Here is a 24,359-nt window from a genome sequence, read left to right on the forward strand (position 1 = left end):
TTACTTTTTATTGCTATTTTTTTTGGATAATATTTTTGATAGCTGGTCAATTAATTCTGAATCACTTCTAGCAGTAATTTTTGATGTATCAAATCCTGCTGCTTCTAATTTATATAAAAAACTATAAATTTTTGGTGGTTCAATTCCGGTTTTGGTAATTAATTTTTTATCTCTAAAAATAGTAATTGGATCTGCTTTTTTATAAATATGTGTATTATGTAATACAATAACTTCATCAGCAACCATTAGTACATGATTCATATTATGAGTTACTAAAATAATAGTTTTATTTTCTTTATGATTTAAATCATAAAATAAATTAATTAATTCTTTTTCACCATCGGGATCAAGTCCTGCTGTTGGTTCATCTAAAATTAAAGTATGACCTTGTAATGCCAAAATACCAGCAATAGCAACTCTTCGTTTTTGACCACCAGACAAATCAAATGGACTTCTTGATAAATATGTTTCGTCTAATCCAACCAAATTAATATATTTTTTTGCTAACTCTCGTGCTTTATCTTTTTTCTCACCAAAATTAACTGGTCCAAACATAATATCTCGTTCAATAGTTTCTTCAAATAACTGATATTCGGGAAATTGAAAGACTAAGCCAATTTGTTTACGTATTTTTTTAATATCACGAATTTTTTTTTGATTAGCCTTAATAATAAAATCATTAATGGCAACTGAACCTGCCATTGGAACTAATAAACCATTAATATGTTGAATAATAGTTGATTTACCACTACCAGTTTCACCAATAATAGCAACTATTTTTTGTTCAACAATTTCAATAGTAATATCTTTTAATGCTTGATATTGATAAGGGGTTTTTGGAGAATAAGTATAACTTACTTCTTTGAATTTAATTGACATAAGTTAGAAATCAGCTCCTCTTCACTTAATGTTTCATTAATATTAATCCCCTTATTTTTTAAACCTAACGATACTTTTAAAACAAAAGGAATATCTAAATGAATACTTTGTAAAAACTCTCATTCTTTTAATATTTCAGATGGAGTTCCATAACGAACTAACTTACCTTTATTCATAACAATAATTTTATCGGCATTAATAATTTCATCCATATCATGAGTAATAGAAATAATAGTTTTATTGCGTTGTTCTTGTAATTTTAACATAATTTCTTTAACTTCTCGTTTACCTTTTGGATCAAGCATACTAGTTGCCTCATCAAAAATAATAATATCAGGTTCTAAAGCTAAAACTGAAGCAATAGCTACACGTTGTTTTTGACCACCAGATAATCATAGCGGTTCATGATCTAAATATTTTTCCATACCCACTGCCCTAGAAACTCTGTCAATAATTGCTGGCATATCACTGGGTTCAACTAAATGATTTTCCAAGCCAAAAGCAATATCATCACGAACAGTTGAACCTATAAATTGATTATCAGGATTTTGAAAAACAATACCTAAGTGACGACGTAATTGTTTAATGTTTTTATTAGTAATTGTTTCACCAAATAATTGAATTGTACCTTTTTGTTTGTGTAAAACACCAATAATAATTTTTGAAAGTGTTGACTTACCACTACCATTATGACCAATTATAGTAATATATTCACCATGATTAATATCAAAACTAACATTATCAACAGCGTTATTGTATTCTGGTTTATAACGAAATTCAACATTTTTTAAACTTAATGAAATTTTAGATTTACTCATATTACTTCTAACTCCATTTTAAATATTATGCTAGTAAAATTATAACAGTAATTTTATATATATCAATTTATAATTTATAAAAATTATAAAAAAATAAAAAAAATGAACAATATCTGTTCAAAATTGAAGTAAAATTATTGTTTATTTTCTAATAAAATTCAGTTTATAAATTAAAGTTATATAAATTTCTATTCTATAAAATTAATGTAAAGAAATATCCGGATTTTTAGAATTTTATTTTAATAAAGAATCATTTTTTGTTACTTCTTCTGTTGATTTCAATAATTTTTCACTTCAACTTTTAGATGAGCTGGGTACTGCTGATGAAGTTGAAGGTTGCCGGTCATTATTTGAAACATTATTTTTTGATAATTTTTCTAGTTATTTTTTAATATCTTTTAATTCTCGTTTTTTTTCCTTTAATTTATTTTTAATTTTATTTAAAGCTATCTCAAGATTTTTAACTTCTTTACTTAATTCTTTTTTTTCATCATTAATATCTAATTTTAGTTTTTCTCATTTTTTTATTTCTTTTTTTCATTTTTAATTTGTTTATCATTTTCTTCGATTTCTTTTTCAAAGGTTTTAATTCCTTTTTTTATTTCTGAACTTTCTCTTTTACGTTTTTCTTGTTCAGTAACTGCATCAAAATCTTCCTTTCAAAATAAAAAAATCAATTATTTTTTTAAAAAAATAATGGATTGAAAACTATATTTAGTTTTTCATCTATATTATATATAAACTTTATTGAATATATATTATACTTGCTAGATAACACTTTTAAATTTTTATAAAATATTTAAGAATCATTAAAAAAGTTTATTTTTAAACACTAAAATCTTGTTGTATAAGAAAAAGTATCAGTAATTAAACTATCTGGAAAATTATTATTAGATTCTCAAATTATACTGTCTACATCACTTGTATAATCATTACTTAATAAGGAACCTCATCATAATAACTATTAGTATCAGATATATTATTATCAATAATAACTTCAAAAAAACGTTCAAATTTAATATTTTTACTTAAGAGATAATCTTCTATTAAATTTATTATTTTAATTTTATCTTTTCTATTACTTTTTTTCACAATTAAATCATATGCAGTTAATCCAGTTTTATCTTTTATTGTTAAATCAATATTAGGTATTTGTAACAGTTCTTCTATTACTTCAAATCTAGAATAAAGAACTGCTTGATGCAAGGGAGTATATCCTAAATTATTTTGTATATTTATTTCACCACCTGCGTTTAATACTAATTTTAATAATTCAACATTAGATCTTAGTACACAATCATGAATTGGACTATCTCCTTCAGTGTCGTTAGAATTAATTTGATCATAAGACAAAATAGAAAGCAATCTTTTTACAATTTCTTTATAATTTTCAACTAAAATTTTAGTTCTACTGTCCTTTATACCTATATCATTATTTGATATAAATCTAAAGTAACCTAATGGATTAACTCAAGGCATTCCCTCTTTAGGTAGGCCCGTTGTATCAACACTAGCACCTACAATTGCACATTGTAAAGGAGTACCAATTTTTTCTGCTGCATAATTTTGGATGGGTTACACTTTATTGGACACTAATTACGTAAACAAGTGAACAAATTAGTTAAAAGAAAGGAATTATAATTATGGCCAATATTAACTCATATTCAGATGAATTTAAAAAACAAATAGTAACTTTATATCAAAGTGGTAAGTCAGTGTCTTGTCTTGCTAAAGAGTACAATGTTACAAGAGCAGCTACTTATAATTGAATTAAGCAATTTACTAATTCAGGCAGTTTTAAAACCAAAGATAACCGTTCTATTGAAGAAAATGAATTAATTAAATTAAGAAAAGAATTAAAACAATTAAGAATGGAAAATGATATTTTAAAGCAAGCAGAACTAATAATAGACAGAAAATAGAAATTATTACTAAAAATAAAGTTAAATATAAAATTCGCACAATGTCTCGTTTTTTAAAAATCTCTAAATCAACATATTATTTTAATTTCAAGAAAAAAGAAGATAAAATTCAAAATAATATGTATGATGAAGCTGTTAGTGCTTTTAAAGAAAATAAAGAAGCTTATGGAACAAGAAGATTAAAAGTTGTTCTAAAAGAAAAGAAAATTAATTTATCAAGACGAAAAATTAAAAAAATTATGAATAAACATAATTTAATATCAAAATACACTAAATTATCATACAAAAATTATCATAATAAAGTAAATGATAGTCAAATTACTAATCTTGTTAATAGAGACTTTAATAATAGGCTTAAAATTGAAGTTATTGTTAGTGATTTAACTTATGTTCAAGTTAATGGTAAATGAAACTATATTTGCTTATTAATCGACCTGTACAATCGCGAAATTATTGGACATAGTGTAGGTACTAAAAAAGATGCATCATTAGTATATCAAGCATTTATGTGCTCAAATCGTTGTTTAAAAAATATTGAAATATTTCATAGTGATCGCGGTAATGAATTTAATAATAAAAGTTTATCAATAGTTTTATTAGCCTTCAATATTACCCACTATTTAAGAAAAAAAGGTTGTCCTTATGATAACGCTTTTGCTGAAGAAACTTTCAAAACTTTCAAAACAGAATTTATTAATGATAAAAATTTTAAATCATTAATCCGATTAAAATTAGAATTATTTGATTATATCAATTGATACAACAACATAAGAATCAACAGTACTCTAAACTACTTAACCCCCATAAAACACCAATCACAAATGTCTACCAAAAAACAGTCCTAAAAAAAGTTGCCATTCCAACATGTGGGGATAATTTCCAAATTTAATTGTAATATCTTAAATATAAATCAAATCATTCAAAATTAATTTATATTTTCATAATTTTTTATCATTTAAATACTTTCTTATTTTTTCTTTTCTTATTTTATTAGAACTTACATTATCATTATAAATTTTATTTATTTCAATATCATCTTAGTTAGTTATAGCACCAATTGTTTCAGAAATTAAATTAATGGTTTCAAGTAAATCCTTTTTACTACATGAATATACCAAATTAATTTTTTTTAGTTCATTATTATCACTAAATACATAATTTGAACCAATTTGAATTGGTTTCTTTGAATCTTTTTTAAAAATTTCTTTAATTCTTTTTGTTTTAAGCATTACTTTTGAAAATGATAAATTTATTGGTAAATAAATAAATTTTGAAAAATATTCATACATGTTAATCATTTTTTCACATTTATTTTTTAAATTAATTAAAGTATTAATATTGAATGTTCGTTTAGAATAATCTATTCCGCCGCCAGAATTATTTGGTATTATCTTTTCTGGTGATTTAAATTTAATTATTGCCGTTTTTTAAACCTCTTTGAATTGTTGATTTACTAATTAACACTATTTTTTCTATTTCTCTTAAAGATAATCCCATTTTTTTTAATAATTCAATTAATTCAATATTTAAAATTTTAACAATTGATTTTTCTACCGAATAATCATATATAATTGACTCAGTTATAATTCTTTCAACTAAAGAATAATCTATTTCTTTTTTTTATATGTTAATATTTTGCGACAAATTTCCTTTTCAAACTTAATGTTATTTAAAATAGTTAAAGAAAATAATTCTTTTTCAAAAATTTCTAAACTAATATTATTCATCTTAATATTGACATTAAATCTTCTTAAAGTTGCTGAGTCTATGGAATTGACTTGATTAGAAATTGAAAATAAAATTGTCCCTTTTGGTAATGAGTCTAAAATTATATTAAATGTTCCAATCATTCTTTGATATTCATCATTTATTTCTCTATTTCTAAAACCAATAAAAGAGTCAAACTCATCAATTATAAAAATAGAATTTATATAATTTTTTCTAATATCTATTAATAATTTTTGGATTTTTTTTGAGTTTCACCTAATTTATGAGAAGTTAAATTTGGAGCACTAATTGAAAATAATTTTTTATTAAGTGATTTTGCAATATCACTTACAAATGATGTTTTTCCTGTTCCAGGACGACCAGTAATTAAGATTTTAACTGCTCCAATTTTAGAAGTTTTATTATGATCTCCTAAAAAATAAATCATTTTTTGTAATGATTCATAATTTTCTCAAATAATTTTATTTGATAACTCTTCTCTTTTAACAACTAAATATTCATCATTAATTGAATTAATCGATATGGTTGATGTATTACCAATAATAGAAGTAATATAATCAGTATCTTTAGTTTTCTCTTCATTTTTTAATTCAATTGCAAATTTTTTTACTAATTATATAACTGCTGCTCTGTTTAAATTAACTACTGCTTCAATTATATCAACAATTACTTTTTTCATTTTATTAAAATGCCCCTTTCTTATTTTCTATTAAATTAGAATATTTTTTTTATTTTTGGAACAAAATTAAATATTTTGGGACAAAATAAAAAATTTTTAAATATTAACTATAAATTAATTATTAAAAATAACTAAAAGTGGGACAAAATAAAAAAGAGAAAACATAAAAATGCTTTACTCTTTCCAAAAATTTTCTTGCTTTAATATTTTTAATTAAACAAAAGTAATTAATACCATTGGCGCATTATCACCAGTTCTATTATCTACTTTAATTAACTTTGTATATCCACCTTTACGGTCTTTATATCTTTCAGCAATATTGCCAAATAATGTTGGAATAACACCATTCTTTGGATGCTCTTTAGTTGTAATTTTACGTAATTTAGCAAATGCCATTCTTCTTGAATGCAAATCACCACGTTTAGCTAATGTTACTAAAGGTTCAATAAATATTTGTAATCTTTTTGCTCTTTTTTCTAACAAAACTAATTTTCCATGAACAATTAATTCACTTGCTAAATTACGGATTTCAGCATCTACTTTAGCACTATTTCTTCCAATATCGTTAATATATGACATTTTTTCTTATCCTCCTTCTTAGTTTTTAATAGAAAACTCTAAATTATGTTTTGATACACAATCTTCAATTTCTTTAATTGATTTTGAACCTAAATGTTTAATTTGTTTAATTTCATCTAAACTTTTACTTACAATATCACCCAAAGTTTTATAACCATCACGTTTTAAACAATTGTATGAACGAACAGTTAAATTCAATTCTTCTAAGGCTTTGTTTAAATTATTATTTTCTTGCTCATTAGTAATTGAAATAACTTCAAAGTTTTTAACATTATCATCTAAATTAACAAAAAATTCAATATGACTCATTAAAATTTTAGCTGCCATTGCAATAGCTGATGCTGCTTTAACTGAACCATTAGTTTGTACACCAAGAATTAATTTTTCATATTCAATACCTTTTAATGTTTTAGTTACAGGTTCAATTTTATAATCAACTTTTTCAACGGGTGAAAAGTTTGAATCAATAGCAATAATGCCTGAACTATTAGCAATTTCTTTTTTATTTTCCTCAAATGAAGAATAACCACGAGATTTCTTTACCATTAATTCCATTTCAAAAAGAACATTTCTTGAAGTTGTTCGAGCAATAATTAATTCTGGATTAACTACTCTAACATCAGTTGGACAAATAATATCTCCAGCAATAATATCTTGTTCACCAGTAATACTAATTTTTAAATTAGCAATTTTTTCGTCCTTTTGAATATCACCATCAAAGGCTAAAACTAAGTCCTTAACATTTAAAATTATTTCAGAAACATTTTCAATTACACCTTTAACTGCAGTAAATTCATGAGATACACCACTTATTCTAATTGCATATACAGAAATACCTGGTACTGAAGATAATAATGTTCTTCTTAAGGCATTAGCTAAAGTTGTTCCATAACCACGTTCTAATTGACTCACAATAAATTCACTGTAATTAATAGCGCTATTTTCACTGTTTAAACTAAATTTTGGTTTTAAAAATTGTTGTTCCATGTTTTATTTTCACCTACTTTATTTTCTTGGTTTTTTTGGTGGACGACAACCATTATGAGGGATTGGTGTCACATCATTTAAATCTTTGATTTCAAAACCTACTGCTTGTAAACTACGAATTGATGGTTCTCTTCCTGGTCCTGTTCCATTAACAAAAACACTTAAAATTTTAACTCCGTGTTCCATAGCAGTTTTACCTGCAGCTTCAGCTGCTAACTGTGCTGAGTGAGGAGTTGATTTACGAGTTCCTTTGAAACCTACTGCTCCAGCACTTGATCAAGCAATAACATTACCATTAAGTTCAGTAATAGTAACAATAGTATTATTAAAACTTGCTTTAATAAATGCTTTTGCTTTAATAAAATTAGGATTAACTTTAATTTTTTTCTTTATTGTTGTTTTTATATTCATTATTTTTTTCCTCCTAATTAACTTGCTTTTTTCTTGTTAGCAACCGTTTTACGTGGTCCCTTGCAAGTTCTTGCATTAGTTTTTGTTGATTGTCCTCTGGCTGGTAATCCTTTACGATGACGAATACCACGATAACATCCAATTTCCATTAATCTCTTAATGTTTAAAGACACTTCACGTCTTAGTTCACCTTCAGTTTTATATTTCTTTTCAATTAATTGACTAATTGAACTTAATTCTTTTTCTATTAATTCATTAATTTTTTTAGTTTCTTCAATTTTTAGTTCTTTTAATATTTCTGAAGATTTGCTGCGACCAATTCCATAAATTCTTGTTAAACCAATTACTATATGTTGATTTCCAGGAATATTTACTTGCGCAATTCTTCGACTTGCATTGTTAGTATTTGATGTCATATTTATTTTTCCTCCTTAATGTTTCTATCCTTGACGTTGCTTATGTTTAGGATTTTCACAAATGATTACATTACGTTTTTTACGTTTGATTGGTTGACATTTGTCACAATTTTTTTTAACTGATGCTTGTACTTTCATCATTTTCCTCCTGTTAAACTATTAGTTTTCTTTGTTTTCATCATCTTTATTTATCGGTAAATGTGTAGTAGCCATTCTGTTACGAAAAGTAATTCGTCCTTCAGTTAAATTATAAGTTGATAATTCAACTTTTACATGATCACCTTTGATAATTTTAATTTTATGTGTTTGCATACGACCCGATGGTCTTACAATAGGAGTAAAGTCATATTCATTCAACTTTACTTTAAATGTAGCATTAGGTAAGACTTCTATTACTATACCTTCACATTCAATAGTACTATCATTAGTTTTTTTTACTTTTTGAACTTTGGGTTTAACTACTTGTTTTGGTTTAGCCATTAATTACATTCCTCATTATTTTTTTGATTTTCATTAAGTATTGTTAGTACTTCACATCCATCATTAGTTACTAGGATAGTGTGTTCAAAGTGAGCAGTTTGTTGTTTATCAGCAGCAACTACTGTTCACTTATCACTTAAAACCAGAATTTTATCAGTTGTTGTTTGAACCATTGGTTCAATACAAATTGTCATTCCTGACTGCAATTTTATTCCGGTGTTGGGCTTACCAACATTAGGAATAGCTGGGTCTTCGTGGAGTTTTTTACCAATACCATGCCCAGTATATGATGTTGGTAAATAAAAGCCTTCGCTTTCTACATAAGTTTGAATGGTGTTACTAATATCACCAATTCTAACTCCTGGTGCAATAATTGCTATTGCTTTATTTAATGACTCTTTAGTCACATTAATAAGTTTTGCTTGTTCTGGTGTTGGTTTACCACCAACACACATTGTAAAGGCAGCATCTGCATGATAACCATTAACAGCAGCACCAGCATCAATTTTCACAATATCATTCATTTTAAAAGGTTTATCATTAGGAATACCGTGAATTAATTGTTCATTAACTGAAACACAAATCGTGGCAGGAAAACCATGATAGTTTAAAAAAGAAGGTATAGCATTATTTTCTTTAATAATTTGTGCTGCCACTTTATCGAGCATTTTACCAGTTATTTCAACTTTTATTATCTTTGCTAACTCTTTATGAATAAGTGCTACAACTTGACTAGCGGCTTTGATATTTTGAATTTCACTTTGACTTTTAATGCTAACCATTATTTTTATTTCTTTTTAATGATGATAAATATGATTTAATTTGTTTTTTAATATCACTATTATCTTGGTTGGCATCCACTGTTCTTAACAGTCCACGTTCTTGATAAGAATCTACCAATGGTGCCGTTGCTACTTTGTAAGTTTTTAAACGATTGATAATTGTCTTTTCATCACTATCATCAATTCGCTTAATTAATTTTACCCCATCATTATCACAAATTCCAGTAATCTTTGGTGGTAGGAAATTAAGATTATAAATTGCTTTACATTGAGGACAAGTAACTCTTGAAGACAAACGTTTAATAACTGTTTCTTCATTAATATCTAGATACAATACCATTGAAAGCGTTTCATTCAAACTTGTTAATACTTTATCTAATGATGCTACTTGTGAAATTGTTCTTGGATAACCATCAAGAATAAAATTATGTTTAATATCTTTTAAAGTATTACTAATAATCTCGTTTGTAATCTCATCAGGAACATATTGACCCTTATTAACATAAGTTTGAACTTTTTTACCTACTGGTGATTGTTTTGTGATTTCATCACGAAACAAATCACCAGTTGATAAATGCATTAAATTATATTGTTCTTTCAGAAACTGTGACTGTGTCCCTTTCCCTGATCCTGGTGGACCTAAAATAATTAAATTCATCGTTACCCCCTAAGACCATAAGTGTTCTTTAACATCTTTGTTTTCCTTATAATTTAAGAATGAATGTTGAGTAATTCGTCCCTTAATTTGTTTTGTTGTATCTAGTGCTACTCCAACCATAATTATTAATCCAGTTCCACCAACTGCTAATGAAGAAGGTAGATTAGTAAATTTAGAAATTAAAAATGGGGTTACTGCAACAGCAGTTAAGAAAAAGGAACCAATCGTACTTAAACGATTTAACATTCTTTTAATATAAATTTCTGTTTCCTTCCCTGGCTGAACGCCAGGAATATAAGTTCCTGATTTTTGAAAATTCTTAGCCATTTGTTCGGGATTAATTTGCACTTGTGCATATAAAAAAGTAAACATAATCGTCATTATAGCAAAAATACTAATTCCCGGCCACGACTGTAAAGATAAATAATTTCTAGCAAAATTAGCAAAACCACTATTTTGATCAACAATTTGCGCCACTGTCATTGGAGCAGTAATTAGTGCCGAAGAAAAAATAACAGGAATTACTCCAGCTGAGTTAACTTTTAAAGGTAAATAAGAACTTTTATCACCCTTTAAAGTTAAACCACTACCAGTTTGTTGAATTGGTAAGTGTCGCTCTGATTCACTAAAGAATACAACAACAAGAATAATCAGTAGGAAGGCTGCAAAATAAAGAGCAAATTTTAAAGATCCTTGAAAAATAACACCATTATTAGTATCTGGTCCTACTCAATACTTAAAAGTTGAAGCTAAGTTAAATGGTAAATTAGCAGCAATTCCACCAAAAATAATTAGTGAAATTCCATTACCAATACCACGATTAGTAATCTGATCAGCCATTCATAATGATAACATTGTCCCTGCTAGTAAAATAGCTGGAATCAATACATAATAGAAAACTTCTGGTCCAACTGCTCCCGATCCCGAACTTCAATCAACACTAATAATATGTTGAGATTGTAAACCAAAGATTGTGGCAAAACCTTGCATAATAGCAAACGGGACAGTTAATACTCGATTTATTAACTCTAATTTTTTCTTACCTTTTTCTCCTGATTTAGCTCATCTTGTTAAAGTAGGAACAACATCAGTTGATAATAACTGCACAATAATTGATGCAGTAATGTAAGGTGACACTCCAAGTGCAAAAACAGAAAATCTGCTAATAGCACCACCACCTAACATTGAAATTAAATTAAAGAATTCAATACCACTACTATTACTGCTACTTAAATCTTCATTCAAAGTTACTCCTGGAACTGTAATAAATGCTCCAACACGAAAGATAAATAAAATAAAAATGGTAAATAAAATTCTAATTATAACTTCTTTATACTTTTTTATTAATTCACGGGTTGTTGTGAACACTTAGATCACCTGCACTTTTCCTCCGGCTTGTTCAATAGCAGTAATTGCTGATTTTGAAAATTTATGAGCTTTAATTGTTTTTGGTGTTGTTAATTTACCTTTACCAAGAACTTTAATACCATCTTTTTTACTTCTAATCAATTTTAATTGAAATAAAAGTTCAGGTGTTATTTCATGCTCTTTAATTAAATCAATTTGTTCTAAGTTAATAATACTATAATTGGTTGTAGTAAAGTTAGTAAACCCTCGTTTTGAAATACGACGATACAGTGGTGTTTGTCCTCCTTCAAATCCGGGTCTTGTTCCACCACCGGTACGGGCATTTTGTCCTTTTGTCCCTTTACCAGCCGTTTTACCTTTTCCAGATGAAGTTCCTCTACCTAAACGTTTAATGTCTTTACGAGAACCTAATGTTGGTTTTAAGTTATGTAATGTTGTTTCCATAATCCACCTCTAACCATTACTACGCTTAGTAGTAAGATTTTTATTTTTTATAAAATATTCTGCTGGTTTAACATTGCCAAGACCTGCAATTGTTGCTCTAGCTAAATTAATTTTATTTCTAGATCTAAATGCTTTTGAATAAATATTATGAATACCAGCTAATTCTAAAATATCACGAGCAGATCCACCAGCTTTAATTCCGATTCCTTCTTTAGCTGGTTTTAATAAAATTTCACTTCCACAATATTTACCTTTAACTTCATGAACAATAGAATTATTGTTTTTAGTTATCGTAATTGTTGTTAAATTTTTGTGAGCAGCTTCAATTGCCTTTTTAATTGCATCAGGAACTTCATTGGCTTTAGATATACCAAAACCAACTACTCCTTTACCATTACCAATAGCAACAGCAGCAGAGAAACGCAATCTTCTTCCCCCAGTTGTTACTTTGTTAATTTTTCTGATTCAAATCACTTTTTCAATAAATTCACTTGGAGTTTTTGGTTTACGTTCAAAATTTTTACGTGGTTCACGAACTTTATTTTCTTTTTTATCGTGGCTATTTCTTGGTTGTGATGAATTAGTATGTCTAATTTTATTTTCATTACCATTAGGATTTTTTACTTCTGCTTTAACAGAAGGTTTTGCTACTAATTTTTGAACTTCAGTATTTTCTTTATCATCAATAATTGTTTTTTTATTTTCTAAACTCATACTTTTAATTCTCCTTTTTTAGAATTCTAATCCAGCACTACGCGCTGCTTCTGCGAATGCTTTCACTTTACCATGATATAAATATCCACCACGATCAAAAACCACTTTTTTAATTTTTTTCTTAATAGCTAAATTAGCAATTTTTTCTCCAAGTTTAGTAGCAGCATCTATATTACTTTTTGATGCTAAATCTTTAAATGTTAATGTTGATAAACCAATAATTGTATTTGAAGCAGTATCGTCAATAATTTGAGCATAAAAACTATTATTAGATTTAAAGATATTTAAGCGTGGTCTTTCACTAGTACCCATAATTTTACTACGAATACGATAATGACGAACTTTACGAGCTTGTTGTTTATTAATCATTTTCTATTCTCCTTAAGTGCCAGTATAAGATTATTTACCTTTACCAGCAGTTTTTCCTTCCTTACGACGAATGTGTTCATTTTTATATTTAATTCCTTTACCTTTATATGGTTCTGGTTTACGGAATTTACGAATTTTGGCTGCAACTTCTCCAATTAATTGTTTATCAATACCACTAATTTGTAATACTGTTGGTTTAGGAGCAACAATGGTAATTCCTTGCGGAATTTCAAACTTAATAGGATGAGAATATCCTAATGTTAAATTTAAGATATTAGATTGGACAGCAGCACGATATCCAACACCATTTATTTCTAATTCTTTCATGAAACCTGTTGATACACCAACTAACATTCCATTAATTAATGAATTAGTTGTTCCGTGAAGTTGTTTATTTTTTTTGTTATCATCAGGTCTTGTTGTAGTAATTGTTTTTTTCTCTTCATCAACGTTAATTTTAATAACATTTGGTAATAGTTTTTTTAAAGAACCTTTTGCTCCTGTAACAGTTAACAAGTTACTTGCATCTAGTGTTATTGAAGTATTTACTGGAATGGTAAGGATACGGTTACCAATACGTGACATATAGTTTCCTCCTTATCATACATAAGCAAGAACTTCGCCACCAAGACCAAGTTTTTTTGCTTGTTTATTTGTCATAATACCTTTTGATGTAGAAATGATTGCAATTCCATAACCATTTAACACACTTGGTAAGTCTTCACATTTTGCATACATTCTTAATCCTGGTTTAGATATTCTTTTTAAACCAAGAATTGGACTTTTACCAGTATGAACTAATAAAAGTTCTAATTTAGGTTTGCTAGGATTTTCTTTAGTAACACGATATTTTTCAATATAACCATTTTTTTGCAAGATATCGGCTATCTTAACTAGTTGTTTTGAAGAAGGTACACTAACTACTCGATGTTTACTGCTATCCGCAGCGCTAATAGCATTACGAATAACTGTTAAAATATTACTTATTTGATCTGTCATCATAATTATATACCTCCTATCATGATGCTTTTCTAATACCAGGAATTTGTCCTTGGTATACTAAACTGCGAAAACAAATACGGCATAACATAAATTTACGAATAACCGCATGAGGACGGCCACACTTTTGACAGCGTGTATATGCTTGCGTACTAAACTTTGATTTACGGGCTTGTCTTACTTTTAATGAAGTTTTTGCCATCTTATGCCACCTGCTTTCCTTGTTTTTTAAACGGTAATCCTATTTTTTTTAATAACAATAATGCTGTTGCATTATTTGATGTTGTGGTAATAATTGAGATTTCCATACCACGAACTTTATCTACTTCTTCATAATTAATTTCAGGAAAAATAATTTGTTCTTTAATACCAACAGTGTAATTACCATTTTGATCAAATGTTTTAACTGATAAACCTTGAAAATCACGAATTCTTGGTAAAGAAATTGAGATAAATTTATCAAGAAAATCATACATTTTTTCGCCACGTAATGTAACTTTACAACCAATTGGCATTCCTGCTCTTAATTTAAAGCCGGCAATTGATTTTTTCGCTTTAGTGATAATTGGTTTTTGACCAGTAATTTTTGATAATTCAGATACTGAATTATCAATGGCTTTTGGATTACTACTTGCATCTCCAACACCAATATTAATAACAACTTTTTCAATTTTGGGTACTTGCATTATTGATGTAAAATTTAATTCTTTTTGCAATTGGGGAATAATATTTTTATTATATTTTTCTTGTAAACGATTCATTTTTATGCTGTTACTCCTTTATTATCGTAATTCTGTTTCAGATCTTCGTGCAATACGAACTTTTTTGCCATCTTTATCAATTTTGTACCCAATTTTTGTTACTTTTTTATCTTTTTTACCATCAAGGATCATTACATTAGAAATGTGAACACTAGTTTTTACTTCCACAATTCCACCTTCTTGATCATTTTGAGTAGGTTTTTTATTTTTCTTAGCAGTAATACCTTCAATAATAACACGATTTTTTTCACGAAGTACTTGGATAATTGGTCCGGTATGACCTTTATGCTTTCCTGCAATGATTTTAATTTGGTCGCCTCTTTTTAATTTAGTATCAAGACTAATAACTGGTTTCTTTTTGCTTGCCATTTATTTCATCCTCCTAAACAATTTCTTCTGCTAAAGAAGCAATTTTATTATAACCACGCTCTTTAACTTCACGAGCCAAGACACCAAATACTCTAGTACCACGTGGCGTTTTATCTTCTTTAATAATTACTACTGCATTATCATCAAATTTTACACAAGAACCATCATTACGTTTTACACCAAATTTACTACGTACGACAACTGCTTTAACAACTTGTCCTTTTTTCATTGCACTATTAGGTATTACTGATTTTGCTGAACAAACAACAGTATCACCAATTTTAGCAAATTTTTTAGTACTACCACCCAAAACTCTAATAACCATAACTTCTTTAATACCAGTGTTGTCAGCCACATTGGCTCATGATAGATTTTGTAACATCTTTCTTATCCTCCTGGTTAATTAAACTTTTTTATTTGTTTTAGATTCAATAATCTTTAACAAACGGAAGTGTTTTAGAGCTGAAAGTGGACGAGTTGAAATGATTTCAACCTTGTCACCAATTTTAGCTTGGTTAGTTTCATCATGGGCATGATACTTTTTAGTTGACTTAAAACTTTTATGGTACATTGGATGTCGTTTTGAAGTTTCAACAACAACAGTAATTGTTTTATCATTTTTGTCAGAACTTACAATTCCAACAAAAGTTTTACGTTGTTTGTTTGGAATAATATTTGTCATTATTCTTTGTCCTCCTTAACTGGTGTTACAGTTTTCTTAACTGTAGGTTTTTTAGATGGTTTTTCTACTTTAGTAGCAGTAACTTTTTTAACTTCTTTGTTTGATGATTTTTCTTTATTTGTTTTTTTAGTAACTTCTTTTTTAGCAATTTTATCTGATTCTTTAATAACTTCTGATTTAGTTATTGTTTTAACTTTAATATCTTTTTTATCATCAACTTTAGCAACTTTTTTAGTTTTTTTGCTTTCTTTATTTTCTTCTGGTAATACCATTTTATTAATATTTAATGGTTTGATTTTTTCACCATTATTAATTCTGATAGTTAATTCAGTTTTAATACGAGCAATATCCTTACGAAGATTATTTATCATATGCGGAGTTTCTAGTTTACCTAACGAACTTTGAATTCGTAAAGCAAACAATTGTGCACGAAGAGTTTCTTCGTCTTGTTGTAATTCTAAAGTTGATTTATTTTTAATTACTTGCATTTCCATTTGCTTCACCCAATTCTGTTGTTAAATTTTTAGCACCCTTTACTTCTTCTGTTGGTTTTATTTCTCTAGTAACAATTTTACATTTGATTGGCAACTTGTGCATTGCAAGACGCAATGCTTCACGTGCTGTTGCTTCATTAGGATATGATACTTCAAACATAACTGTTTTTGCTTTTACTACTGAGACTCAATGATCAATTGAACCTTTTCCTGAACCCATACGTACTTCCGCTGGTTTTCTAGTAATTGGTAAATGTGGAAAGATTCTAATTCAAACTTTTCCACCACGTTTCATGTAACGTGTCATTGCTACTCTGGCTGCTTCAATTTGTCTTTCAGTAATGTAAGAACCTTCTTCAGCACGAAGTCCGTAAGTTCCAAAAGCAACTGTTTTACAACCTTTTACAGTTCCTTCATAACTTAAACGGTGAACGCAAGAGTGTTTATATCTCTTAGGTATAGCCATCTTACTTTACCTCCTTACGTGGTTGTTGTGGGTAATTATTTCGGCGATTGTTATTATTTCTTTGATTATATTTTGAAATAATTTCAGGTTGAGTTGAGTCAGTTCCTGATAAAATTTCACCTTTATATACTCAAACTTTAATACCAATTTGACCAAAAGTTGTTTTTGCCTCAGCAGTAGCATAATCAATATTACTACGTAATGTTGCTAGAGGAACACTACTTTCTGAATAACCTTCAACACGTGCCATATCCGCTTCACCAAGTCTTCCTGAAACACGAGTTTTAATTCCCTTTGCTCCAGCACGAAGTGCTTTACGAATTGCTAATTTTTGTGTTGTACGATGTGACATACGATTGCTTATTTGTTGTGCTAATGTATTAGCAATTGTTTGCGCATCAATATCAGGATTTTTAATTTCAACAACATTAATTCTAATACCTATTTTACGATTTTTAATTGTTTTACGAACTAGTGTTGTTAATACTTCAATGTTTGAACCGCCTTGCCCTAAAACTGAACCAACACGAACACAGTGGATAAATAAGGTAATTTGTGATTTAGTTCTTTCGATTTCAATTTTAGAAATACCAGAAGTTTTTAAATGCGCAAATAGTGCTTTTCTAATTTTGTGGTCTTCTAAAATTCATTTTGCTAAATCTTCATTACTAGTTGCATATCAACGTGATTGTCAATCTTTATTGATACCATATCTTAATCCATTTGGACTAACTTTGTGACCCATATTACTTATTTACCTCCTAATTATCGCTAACCACGATAGTGATTTTGCTTGTTCTTTTTAAGATTTGATATGCTCTACCATGAGCACGGGGCATAAATCTTTTGATAGTTGGACCTTCATTTACAAATATTTCCTTAATACGTAATTTGTTGGCTTCCATTCCATAGTTATTAGCAGCATTAGCAACTGCTGAATTAATTAATTTTATAATTGGCTGTGCTGCGCGTTTTTTTTCATGAGCTAGAATTACTAGAGCTTTGGCAACAGCATTATCACGAACTAAATCGGCTACTAAACGCACTTTTCTTGGACTAATGCGTAATTTATCTAAATGAGCTTTTGCTTCCATAATTTCTATCTCCTAACGCTTTTTCTTGTCAGAACCGTGACCACCAAACTTACGTGTGGGTGCGAATTCTCCTAATTTATGACCAACCATATCTTCTGTTACATATACAGGTAAATGTGTTTTGCCATTATGTACACCGAATGTATGTCCAACAAATTGTGGGAAAATTGTTGAACGACGAGATCAAGTTTGAATAATTTTTTTTGATTTATTTTTATTTTGAGTTTCCACTTTGTTTAATAAATGACTATCAGCAAAGGGTCCTTTTTTTAAAGATCTTGACATATATTACTTTTTTCCTCCTACTTTGTTGCATTTCTTCTTCGTACAATTAATTTATTTGATGCTTTTTTACTATCACGAGTTTTTAAACCTAATGCTTTTTTACCTCATGGTGTTACTGGAGCTTTTCTTCCGATTGGGGCTTTACCTTCTCCTCCACCATGTGGGTGATCATTTGGGTTCATAACACTACCACGAACAGTAGGTCTAATTCCTTTTCAACGATTTCTTCCTGCTTTACCAATGTTTACTAAGTTATGATCATCATTTCCAACTGTACCAATTGTAGCTCGACAATTCCTTAATACTTTTCTAACTTCACCTGATGTTAATTTTAATAATGTATACTTAGCTGTTTCATCACGACCAAGAATTTGAACACTACCACCAGCACTTCGTGCCATTTGTCCACCTTTACCTGGTTTTAATTCAACATTATGAACAACTGTTCCTTGTGGAATCTGTGATAATGGTAAACAGTTACCAACAGTAATATCAATTTTAACAGTATCACTGTTTTCACCACTTAATAACTTATCTCCTACTTTGATTCCTTTTGGTGCTAAGATATAACGCTTTTCACCATCAAGATAAGAAATAAGACAAATGTTAGCATTACGATTTGGATCATATTCAATTGTTTTAACTGTTCCAACTACATTGTCTTTGTTACGTTTAAAATCAATAATACGGTATTTAACCTTATGACCATTACCTTGATGTCTTACTGTAATTTTACCTTGATTATTTCTACCAGCTTGTTTAACTAAATTTACTAATAAAGATTTTTCAGGGCTATTACCAATAGTTAAGTTCTGTTTATAATCCAGAACGGTCATATTACGTCTTCCTGCAGTAGTGGGATTAATTTTTCTAATTGCCATTGTTTTTTTCTCCTTCCAATCTCATTAGCTTTGTTCTTCAGAACTAAACAAACTTAATTGTTCACCAGGAGCTAATTTAATAAGAGCTTTTTTTACTGCCGATGTTTTTCCAACAAATCTACCAACAGTTTTAGTTTTTGGTTTACTATTAATAATATTAACGTCTGCTACTTTAACTTCAAAAATCTGTTCAAAGGCTTTTTTAACGTGACTTTTATTAGCTTTACGGTTAACAGTAAATGTATAGATACCTTCAGCCATTTGTTTATAAGTTTTCTCAGTTAATACTGGTTTTACTATAACTTCACTTAAATGCATATTAAATTAAAGCCTCCTCAACGATTTTAATTGCCTCAGTAGTAAACAATACTTTTTTAGCATTTAATAAATCGTAAATATTAATACTATTAGCAGTGATTGTTGTTGTTCTAGGTAAATTGCGACCTGATTTAATAACTGTTTCTTTATTGCTTATTCCTGAAACAATTAGTGTTTTATTGTTTGCTAATTCTAAAACTTTTAAAGTTTCTAACATAATTTTAGTTGAAGGTTTTTCAAAGTTTAATTCATCAATTACAACTATGTTTTTATTTTGAAATTTGGCAGCCAATGCTGATTTTATTGCCAATCTTCTTACTTTTTTTGGTAATCCAATTAAATAATTACGATCAGTATTTGGTCCAAAAACAATCCCCCCACCTTTTCATTGTGGTGAACGAATTGAGCCTTGACGCGCATTCCCTGTTCCTTTTTGTTTTCATGGTTTTCTACCACCGCCAGCAACTTCAGCACGACTTTTAACAGCGTGTGTTCCTTGACGTTTTGTAGCATTATAACTTAATAAACTATCAAACTGCACTTGCTTGTGGGGTTCAATTCCTCAAATTTTCTCGTTTAAAGTTAATTCGCTAACTTTTGTTCCAACGTTGTTAACAACATTAATTTTCATTTTGCTATCCTCCATAATTAACTTTATTGACCATCAGTAACTTCGGTTGTAGTATTTTGATTTCTAACAACTAATGATACTGGGGTTTTGAGAATTGGTTTTTTAACTGCTTGTTTAATAACAAGAAAGCCTTGTTTTGGTCCTGGAACTGAACCTTTTATTAAAAGATAATTATTTTCTTTATCTACTTTAATAACTTCTAAGTTAGCAACACTACGTTTAACATTTCCCATTTGCCCTGGCATTGGTTGTGATTTAAACACACGGTTAGCATTAATAGAACCTGTTGAACCCATTTGACGATGTAAACCTGATCCATGACCCATTGGACCACGTGATTGATTATGACGTTTAATGCGTCCTGTAAATCCTTTACCTTTAGAAGTTCCTTGAACATCAACGAATTCACCTGCTGTGAATACGTCAGCAACATTAATAAGATTTTTATGATTAAATCCGTTCATGTTACGAATTTCTTTCACGAAGCGCTTAGGTTTACTGTCGGCTTTTTTAAAGTGTCCGATTGTTGGTTTGTTTGATAAAGTAACACGAAGATCGAACGTTGCAAGTTGTAAACTACTATATTTGTCTTTTACATTTGTTTTAACTTGACTTACTACATTTGGTTGTACTTCGATAATTGTTACTGGAACTAGTTGTCCGTTGTTTAAGAAAACTTGTGACATTCCTAGTTTCTTACCTAAGATTCCTTTCATAATTTCCTCCTTGGAATATGTTGTAAATAATTAATATTTATCGATTTTAATATTTTTTTTTATTAATCTTTTTTGATACTTGATTTAAAGTTGATTTTTTTTCATCTTTAGATTCGATTATCAAAGAGATACTAACACTATTAGGGATAGTAAGTCCACTTAGAGCATTTAAAGATTTTGGTGATAATTGAGCACCAATAATTCTTTTGTGAGTTCTCTTTTCAAATTGTTCACGTGAATCTTTATGTTTATGCGGTGAACGAAGAATAGTGAAAATTTCTTTATGAGTTGGTAATGGAATTGGACCTACCACTTCAGCACCTTCTTTTTTTAACACATCTTTAATTTTCTGTGCTATTTGGTCAATAGCTGAGTGATCATAACTTTCTAAACGAATTTTTACTTTGTCTCCTATGATTGCCATTGGCTATATCCTCCTTAGAACGATTTTTAATAAAATAAAGAACAAAACATGTGATATAATGACAACTGATATCAGTGTATCAGCATTTATACATAACAATCACGCCTTGTAAGTATAACATAGTGTAATTGTAAAAGGGAATAGCAAAATACAAAAAATACAAAAAAAATAATGGGTTTTTTGCTCATAATCTTTTAACTATTAATTTAGTTGTAAAAAATAAAGATTTTTATTAAAAAAATAATAAAATACCATTATTTTTTTATTATGGCTTTTATCCCTTTATGTACTATTTTTAAATTTTATCACATAAATGGAGATAAAAGCCTATATAGGAAATTATCCCCACATGTATATAAATCAAACACAAAATTATAGTTTCAAAACTAGGTATCTTATTGAATTTATATGCAGCTTCATTTGCATATAAATGAATATTGTGTTTTGAAACTTTTATGTGTGTTCGAAAAGTTCATCGGATGTGTTTTCATGCAGATTCAATCTGGTTTGTGTTTACACCTGTTGATGACACATACCCAACTTCATTATTTACGATTTCATGTTTGTGATAGAAGTTTTTGAAACTTCCATATTCTTTCCAAGAATCCGTAAATAGACAACACCCAGTAGAAATGTGTTTCAATGCAAATCATAAAAGGTTTTTCTCATCTGCTTTTTTCAATACTTTCACAATTAGTTTGTTGCTGGTTTTCTCATAAACTCCAACAATCAAGGTTTTATTCAGCAAGGATCTTCCTTGTTTTTTAAAACCTACATGTGAAAGATACATTTCATCCATCTGTGCTGTGCCATCATCAATGAACCCTGCATCTTGATTCCAAATTCTAGTTCTTATTTCATGACCCATTCTTCAGGCAGTTTTCAAAGTCACTCCCAATTCTTTTGCAACATCTGTTGATGGAATTCCATGTTTGGTGTTTATTCATCTAAAGATGAGATAAAACCAAGATGTCAAAGGTGTTTGTGACTTGTGAAAAATGGTGTCATGAAAAATACTAAATGTTTGATGACATTTCAAACATCTTATTCTTCTCAAATCAGAAACATTCAAACTAGAAGAAGCACACCTGATACATTTCATTACTTTCAACTTCGCTATATATTTCAAACAATCGTTTTCATTTTGAAATATGCTATTGAATTCATTTCAATTCATTTTTTCCTCAACACTAGTACATGTGGGGATAATTTCCTTTATTATTTTCTTACTTTAAACAAGTAAAAGGTAATATATAATTATAATATTTCACAAAATTTATTTAAATAAAAATATTACATGATATAAATATAATAATGAAATTCTTTTAGCAAAAGATATTTAAACTTCAATTTTGATATAATTCTAAAATTAGTAAGTTACACTTTTATAACAACTATGTTGATTAAATTAGAAAAGGAATTATAATGAGAGTAAGAAATAAGCCATGAGCAAAAGAATTTATTTTAACAAATAATAATTTATGTATTAATGTTCCCTATAATTACAAAGGGAAATGAAATAAAAGAATATTATAAAATAAAAATCCAATCAATATTGAAATTGGAAGTGGCAAAGGAAATTTCATTATAAATCTTGCTAAACAAAATTCAAATCAAAATTATATTGCTATTGAAAAAAATATTTCTATTGTAACTATATTATTAAAAAAATTAATTGAAAATAAATTATGTAATTTAAAAATAATTATAGAAGATGCCATAAATTTAAAAGATTTTTTTGCCAATAATGAAATTAATAAAATTTAGGCTTTTATCCCTTTATGTACTATTTTTAAATTTTATCACATAAACGGAGATAAAAGCCTATCTAGGAAATTATCCCCGCATGTATCTAAATCAAACACAAAATTATAGTTTCAAAACTAGGTATATTATTGGATTTATATGCAGCTTCTTTTGCATATAAATGAATATTGTGTTTTGAAAATTTTATGTGTGTTCGAAAAGTTCGTCGGATGTGTTTTCATGCAGATTCAATCTGGTTTGTGTTTACACCTTTTGATGACACATACCCAACTTCATGATTTACGATTTCATGTTTGTGATAGAAGTTTTTGAAACTTCCATATCCCCTCCAAGAATCCGTAAATAGACAACACCCAGTAGAAATGTGTTTCAATGCAAATCATAAAAAGTTTTTCTCATCTGCTTTTTTCAATACTTTCACAATTAGTTTGTTGCTGGTTTTCTCATAAACTCCAACAATCAAGGTTTTATTCAGCAAGGATCTTCCTTGTTTTTTAAAACCTACATGTGAAAGATACATTTCATCCATCTGTGCTGTGCCATCATCAATGAACCCTGCATCTTGATTCCAAATTCTAGTTCTTATTTCATGACCCATTCTTCAGGCAGTTTTCAAAGTCACTCCCAATTCTTTTGCAACATCTGTTGATGGAATTCCATGTTTGGTGTTTATTCATCTAAAGATGAGATAAAACCAAGATGTCAAAGGTGTTTGTGACTTGTGAAAAATGGTGTCATGAAAAATACTAAATGTTTGATGACATTTCAAACATCTTATTCTTCTCAAATCAGAAACATTCAAACTAGAAGAAGCACACCTGATACATTTCATTACTTTCAACTTCGCTATATATTTCAAACAATCGTTTTCATTTTGAAATATGCTATTGAATTCATTTCAATTCATTTTTTCCTCAACACTAGTACATGTGGGGATAATTTCCTTTATTATTTTCTTACTTTAAACAAGTAAAAGGTAATATATAATTATAATATTTCACAAAATTTATTTAAATAAAAATATTACATGATATAAATATAATAATGAAATTCTTTTAGCAAAAGATATTTAAACTTCAATTTTGATATAATTCTAAAATTAGTAAGTTACACTTTTATAACAACTATGTTGATTAAATTAGAAAAGGAATTATAATGAGAGTAAGAAATAAGCCATGAGCAAAAGAATTTATTTTAACAAATAATAATTTATGTATTAATGTTCCCTATAATTACAA

Annotated in this window: 38 protein-coding genes and 2 pseudogenes; 3 read left to right on the top strand and 37 right to left on the bottom strand. The window is 28.2% G+C overall.

Going from position 1 to position 24,359, the window contains the following annotated elements; translation table 4 throughout:
* The 4 genes from AC6I4F_RS08485 to AC6I4F_RS08500 all read right to left on the bottom strand — a co-directional run bounded on the left by AC6I4F_RS08485 (position 1) and on the right by AC6I4F_RS08500 (position 3,176).
* A complete protein-coding gene (locus tag AC6I4F_RS08485; RefSeq protein WP_497873590.1) occupies positions 1-879 on the bottom strand; it encodes an energy-coupling factor transporter ATPase in 879 nt (292 codons plus the stop codon).
* Positions 855-1,697: an energy-coupling factor transporter ATPase gene (locus AC6I4F_RS08490; RefSeq protein ID WP_497873591.1), complete on the bottom strand. Its 843-nt coding sequence runs from the start codon at positions 1,695-1,697 to the stop codon at positions 855-857. Before AC6I4F_RS08490 ends, AC6I4F_RS08485 begins: the two co-directional genes overlap by 25 nt.
* Positions 1,698-2,221: 524 nt before the next feature.
* Complete coding sequence (locus AC6I4F_RS08495) at positions 2,222-2,374, bottom strand: hypothetical protein (protein WP_497873592.1); 153 nt, start codon at positions 2,372-2,374, stop codon at positions 2,222-2,224.
* Between the two features lie 259 nt (positions 2,375-2,633).
* Positions 2,634-3,176, bottom strand: coding sequence for an ankyrin repeat domain-containing protein (locus AC6I4F_RS08500; RefSeq protein WP_497873593.1), 543 nt, complete (start codon positions 3,174-3,176; stop codon positions 2,634-2,636).
* Between the two features lie 164 nt (positions 3,177-3,340).
* On the opposite strand from AC6I4F_RS08500, the gene AC6I4F_RS08505 reads away from it, so the two are divergent.
* Positions 3,341-3,619, top strand: a complete 279-nt coding sequence (locus tag AC6I4F_RS08505; RefSeq protein ID WP_497873594.1) for a transposase — start codon at positions 3,341-3,343, stop codon at positions 3,617-3,619.
* 32 nt (positions 3,620-3,651) lie between these two features.
* Positions 3,652-4,464 carry an IS3 family transposase gene (locus tag AC6I4F_RS08510; RefSeq protein WP_497874692.1) on the top strand — a complete coding sequence of 271 codons (813 nt, stop codon included), beginning with the start codon at positions 3,652-3,654 and terminating at the stop codon, positions 4,462-4,464.
* A gap of 192 nt (positions 4,465-4,656) precedes the next feature.
* Here the strand turns inward: AC6I4F_RS08510 and AC6I4F_RS08515 are convergent, their stop codons facing one another.
* The 32 genes and pseudogenes from AC6I4F_RS08515 to AC6I4F_RS08670 form a co-directional block, all read right to left on the bottom strand.
* Entirely contained in the window at positions 4,657-4,917 is a 261-nt protein-coding gene (locus AC6I4F_RS08515; protein WP_497873595.1) for a hypothetical protein, read from the bottom strand.
* Positions 4,918-5,226: 309 nt separating this feature from the next.
* Positions 5,227-5,774 (bottom strand): annotated as a pseudogene (locus AC6I4F_RS08520) (AAA family ATPase).
* Positions 5,775-6,239: 465 nt separating this feature from the next.
* On the bottom strand, positions 6,240-6,605 hold the full coding sequence (gene rplQ / locus AC6I4F_RS08525; RefSeq protein ID WP_497873596.1) for a 50S ribosomal protein L17: 366 nt from the start codon (positions 6,603-6,605) through the stop codon (positions 6,240-6,242).
* Positions 6,606-6,623: 18 nt separating this feature from the next.
* The gene (locus tag AC6I4F_RS08530) at positions 6,624-7,592 is read right to left on the bottom strand and encodes a DNA-directed RNA polymerase subunit alpha (RefSeq protein WP_497873597.1); all 969 of its coding nucleotides are present in this window, start codon (positions 7,590-7,592) and stop codon (positions 6,624-6,626) included.
* Positions 7,593-7,610: 18 nt separating this feature from the next.
* Complete coding sequence (rpsK, locus tag AC6I4F_RS08535) at positions 7,611-8,003, bottom strand: 30S ribosomal protein S11 (protein WP_353306900.1); 393 nt, start codon at positions 8,001-8,003, stop codon at positions 7,611-7,613.
* Between the two features lie 17 nt (positions 8,004-8,020).
* Entirely contained in the window at positions 8,021-8,419 is a 399-nt protein-coding gene (gene rpsM, locus AC6I4F_RS08540; RefSeq protein ID WP_497873598.1) for a 30S ribosomal protein S13, read from the bottom strand.
* A 24-nt stretch (positions 8,420-8,443) separates the two neighbouring features.
* Positions 8,444-8,557 (bottom strand): 50S ribosomal protein L36, encoded by a 114-nt coding sequence (gene rpmJ, locus AC6I4F_RS08545; protein ID WP_286642012.1) that lies wholly within the window; start codon positions 8,555-8,557, stop codon positions 8,444-8,446.
* A 21-nt stretch (positions 8,558-8,578) separates the two neighbouring features.
* On the bottom strand, positions 8,579-8,899 hold the full coding sequence (infA, locus tag AC6I4F_RS08550) for a translation initiation factor IF-1 (protein WP_497873599.1): 321 nt from the start codon (positions 8,897-8,899) through the stop codon (positions 8,579-8,581).
* Positions 8,899-9,681 (bottom strand): type I methionyl aminopeptidase, encoded by a 783-nt coding sequence (gene map / locus AC6I4F_RS08555; protein WP_497873600.1) that lies wholly within the window; start codon positions 9,679-9,681, stop codon positions 8,899-8,901. The genes infA and map overlap by 1 nt, the downstream gene beginning before the upstream one ends.
* On the bottom strand, positions 9,674-10,339 hold the full coding sequence (locus AC6I4F_RS08560) for an adenylate kinase (protein ID WP_497873601.1): 666 nt from the start codon (positions 10,337-10,339) through the stop codon (positions 9,674-9,676). The genes map and AC6I4F_RS08560 overlap by 8 nt, the downstream gene beginning before the upstream one ends.
* Before the next feature lie 9 nt (positions 10,340-10,348).
* Entirely contained in the window at positions 10,349-11,707 is a 1,359-nt protein-coding gene (gene secY, locus AC6I4F_RS08565) for a preprotein translocase subunit SecY (RefSeq protein ID WP_497873602.1), read from the bottom strand.
* Positions 11,708-12,151 (bottom strand): 50S ribosomal protein L15, encoded by a 444-nt coding sequence (gene rplO, locus AC6I4F_RS08570; RefSeq protein ID WP_497873603.1) that lies wholly within the window; start codon positions 12,149-12,151, stop codon positions 11,708-11,710.
* A gap of 9 nt (positions 12,152-12,160) precedes the next feature.
* Positions 12,161-12,865: a 30S ribosomal protein S5 gene (rpsE, locus tag AC6I4F_RS08575; protein ID WP_497873604.1), complete on the bottom strand. Its 705-nt coding sequence runs from the start codon at positions 12,863-12,865 to the stop codon at positions 12,161-12,163.
* An 18-nt stretch (positions 12,866-12,883) separates the two neighbouring features.
* Positions 12,884-13,234, bottom strand: coding sequence for a 50S ribosomal protein L18 (gene rplR / locus AC6I4F_RS08580; protein ID WP_497873605.1), 351 nt, complete (start codon positions 13,232-13,234; stop codon positions 12,884-12,886).
* A 30-nt stretch (positions 13,235-13,264) separates the two neighbouring features.
* Positions 13,265-13,819, bottom strand: a complete 555-nt coding sequence (gene rplF, locus AC6I4F_RS08585; RefSeq protein WP_497873606.1) for a 50S ribosomal protein L6 — start codon at positions 13,817-13,819, stop codon at positions 13,265-13,267.
* Positions 13,820-13,831: 12 nt separating this feature from the next.
* Positions 13,832-14,236, bottom strand: coding sequence for a 30S ribosomal protein S8 (gene rpsH / locus AC6I4F_RS08590; protein ID WP_497873607.1), 405 nt, complete (start codon positions 14,234-14,236; stop codon positions 13,832-13,834).
* A 13-nt stretch (positions 14,237-14,249) separates the two neighbouring features.
* On the bottom strand, positions 14,250-14,435 hold the full coding sequence (locus AC6I4F_RS08595; RefSeq protein WP_497873608.1) for a type Z 30S ribosomal protein S14: 186 nt from the start codon (positions 14,433-14,435) through the stop codon (positions 14,250-14,252).
* 1 nt (position 14,436) lies between these two features.
* Positions 14,437-14,994, bottom strand: coding sequence for a 50S ribosomal protein L5 (gene rplE, locus AC6I4F_RS08600; protein ID WP_497873609.1), 558 nt, complete (start codon positions 14,992-14,994; stop codon positions 14,437-14,439).
* A gap of 21 nt (positions 14,995-15,015) precedes the next feature.
* The gene (rplX, locus tag AC6I4F_RS08605; protein ID WP_338974153.1) at positions 15,016-15,363 is read right to left on the bottom strand and encodes a 50S ribosomal protein L24; all 348 of its coding nucleotides are present in this window, start codon (positions 15,361-15,363) and stop codon (positions 15,016-15,018) included.
* A gap of 13 nt (positions 15,364-15,376) precedes the next feature.
* Positions 15,377-15,745 carry a 50S ribosomal protein L14 gene (rplN, locus tag AC6I4F_RS08610; RefSeq protein WP_497873610.1) on the bottom strand — a complete coding sequence of 123 codons (369 nt, stop codon included), beginning with the start codon at positions 15,743-15,745 and terminating at the stop codon, positions 15,377-15,379.
* A gap of 21 nt (positions 15,746-15,766) precedes the next feature.
* Entirely contained in the window at positions 15,767-16,045 is a 279-nt protein-coding gene (gene rpsQ, locus AC6I4F_RS08615; RefSeq protein ID WP_497873611.1) for a 30S ribosomal protein S17, read from the bottom strand.
* A complete protein-coding gene (rpmC, locus tag AC6I4F_RS08620) occupies positions 16,045-16,539 on the bottom strand; it encodes a 50S ribosomal protein L29 (RefSeq protein WP_497873612.1) in 495 nt (164 codons plus the stop codon). Before rpmC ends, rpsQ begins: the two co-directional genes overlap by 1 nt.
* On the bottom strand, positions 16,520-17,005 hold the full coding sequence (gene rplP / locus AC6I4F_RS08625) for a 50S ribosomal protein L16 (protein WP_497873613.1): 486 nt from the start codon (positions 17,003-17,005) through the stop codon (positions 16,520-16,522). The genes rpmC and rplP overlap by 20 nt, the downstream gene beginning before the upstream one ends.
* A gap of 1 nt (position 17,006) precedes the next feature.
* Complete coding sequence (rpsC, locus tag AC6I4F_RS08630) at positions 17,007-17,750, bottom strand: 30S ribosomal protein S3 (RefSeq protein ID WP_497873614.1); 744 nt, start codon at positions 17,748-17,750, stop codon at positions 17,007-17,009.
* 16 nt (positions 17,751-17,766) lie between these two features.
* Positions 17,767-18,099, bottom strand: a complete 333-nt coding sequence (rplV, locus tag AC6I4F_RS08635; RefSeq protein ID WP_497873615.1) for a 50S ribosomal protein L22 — start codon at positions 18,097-18,099, stop codon at positions 17,767-17,769.
* A gap of 12 nt (positions 18,100-18,111) precedes the next feature.
* A complete protein-coding gene (rpsS, locus tag AC6I4F_RS08640; protein ID WP_174480930.1) occupies positions 18,112-18,384 on the bottom strand; it encodes a 30S ribosomal protein S19 in 273 nt (90 codons plus the stop codon).
* A 17-nt stretch (positions 18,385-18,401) separates the two neighbouring features.
* Positions 18,402-19,265 (bottom strand): 50S ribosomal protein L2, encoded by an 864-nt coding sequence (gene rplB, locus AC6I4F_RS08645; RefSeq protein WP_497873616.1) that lies wholly within the window; start codon positions 19,263-19,265, stop codon positions 18,402-18,404.
* A gap of 24 nt (positions 19,266-19,289) precedes the next feature.
* Positions 19,290-19,583 carry a 50S ribosomal protein L23 gene (gene rplW / locus AC6I4F_RS08650; protein WP_252319250.1) on the bottom strand — a complete coding sequence of 98 codons (294 nt, stop codon included), beginning with the start codon at positions 19,581-19,583 and terminating at the stop codon, positions 19,290-19,292.
* 1 nt (position 19,584) lies between these two features.
* Complete coding sequence (rplD, locus tag AC6I4F_RS08655) at positions 19,585-20,214, bottom strand: 50S ribosomal protein L4 (RefSeq protein ID WP_497873617.1); 630 nt, start codon at positions 20,212-20,214, stop codon at positions 19,585-19,587.
* A gap of 23 nt (positions 20,215-20,237) precedes the next feature.
* On the bottom strand, positions 20,238-20,930 hold the full coding sequence (rplC, locus tag AC6I4F_RS08660; RefSeq protein ID WP_497873618.1) for a 50S ribosomal protein L3: 693 nt from the start codon (positions 20,928-20,930) through the stop codon (positions 20,238-20,240).
* Positions 20,931-21,045: 115 nt separating this feature from the next.
* A pseudogene (rpsJ, locus tag AC6I4F_RS08665) lies at positions 21,046-21,348 on the bottom strand (30S ribosomal protein S10); the annotation flags it as partial.
* A 301-nt stretch (positions 21,349-21,649) separates the two neighbouring features.
* Positions 21,650-22,531, bottom strand: coding sequence for an IS1595 family transposase (locus AC6I4F_RS08670; protein ID WP_497873619.1), 882 nt, complete (start codon positions 22,529-22,531; stop codon positions 21,650-21,652).
* Between the two features lie 371 nt (positions 22,532-22,902).
* Between AC6I4F_RS08670 and AC6I4F_RS08675 the strand changes: the two genes are divergently transcribed.
* Positions 22,903-23,121: a hypothetical protein gene (locus AC6I4F_RS08675; RefSeq protein ID WP_497874693.1), complete on the top strand. Its 219-nt coding sequence runs from the start codon at positions 22,903-22,905 to the stop codon at positions 23,119-23,121.
* 85 nt (positions 23,122-23,206) lie between these two features.
* On the opposite strand, the gene AC6I4F_RS08680 is transcribed toward AC6I4F_RS08675, so the two are convergent.
* The gene (locus AC6I4F_RS08680) at positions 23,207-24,028 is read right to left on the bottom strand and encodes an IS1595 family transposase (RefSeq protein WP_497873620.1); all 822 of its coding nucleotides are present in this window, start codon (positions 24,026-24,028) and stop codon (positions 23,207-23,209) included.
* Positions 24,029-24,359: the final 331 nt, after the last annotated feature.

This window comes from Spiroplasma ixodetis, from assembly GCF_059729505.1.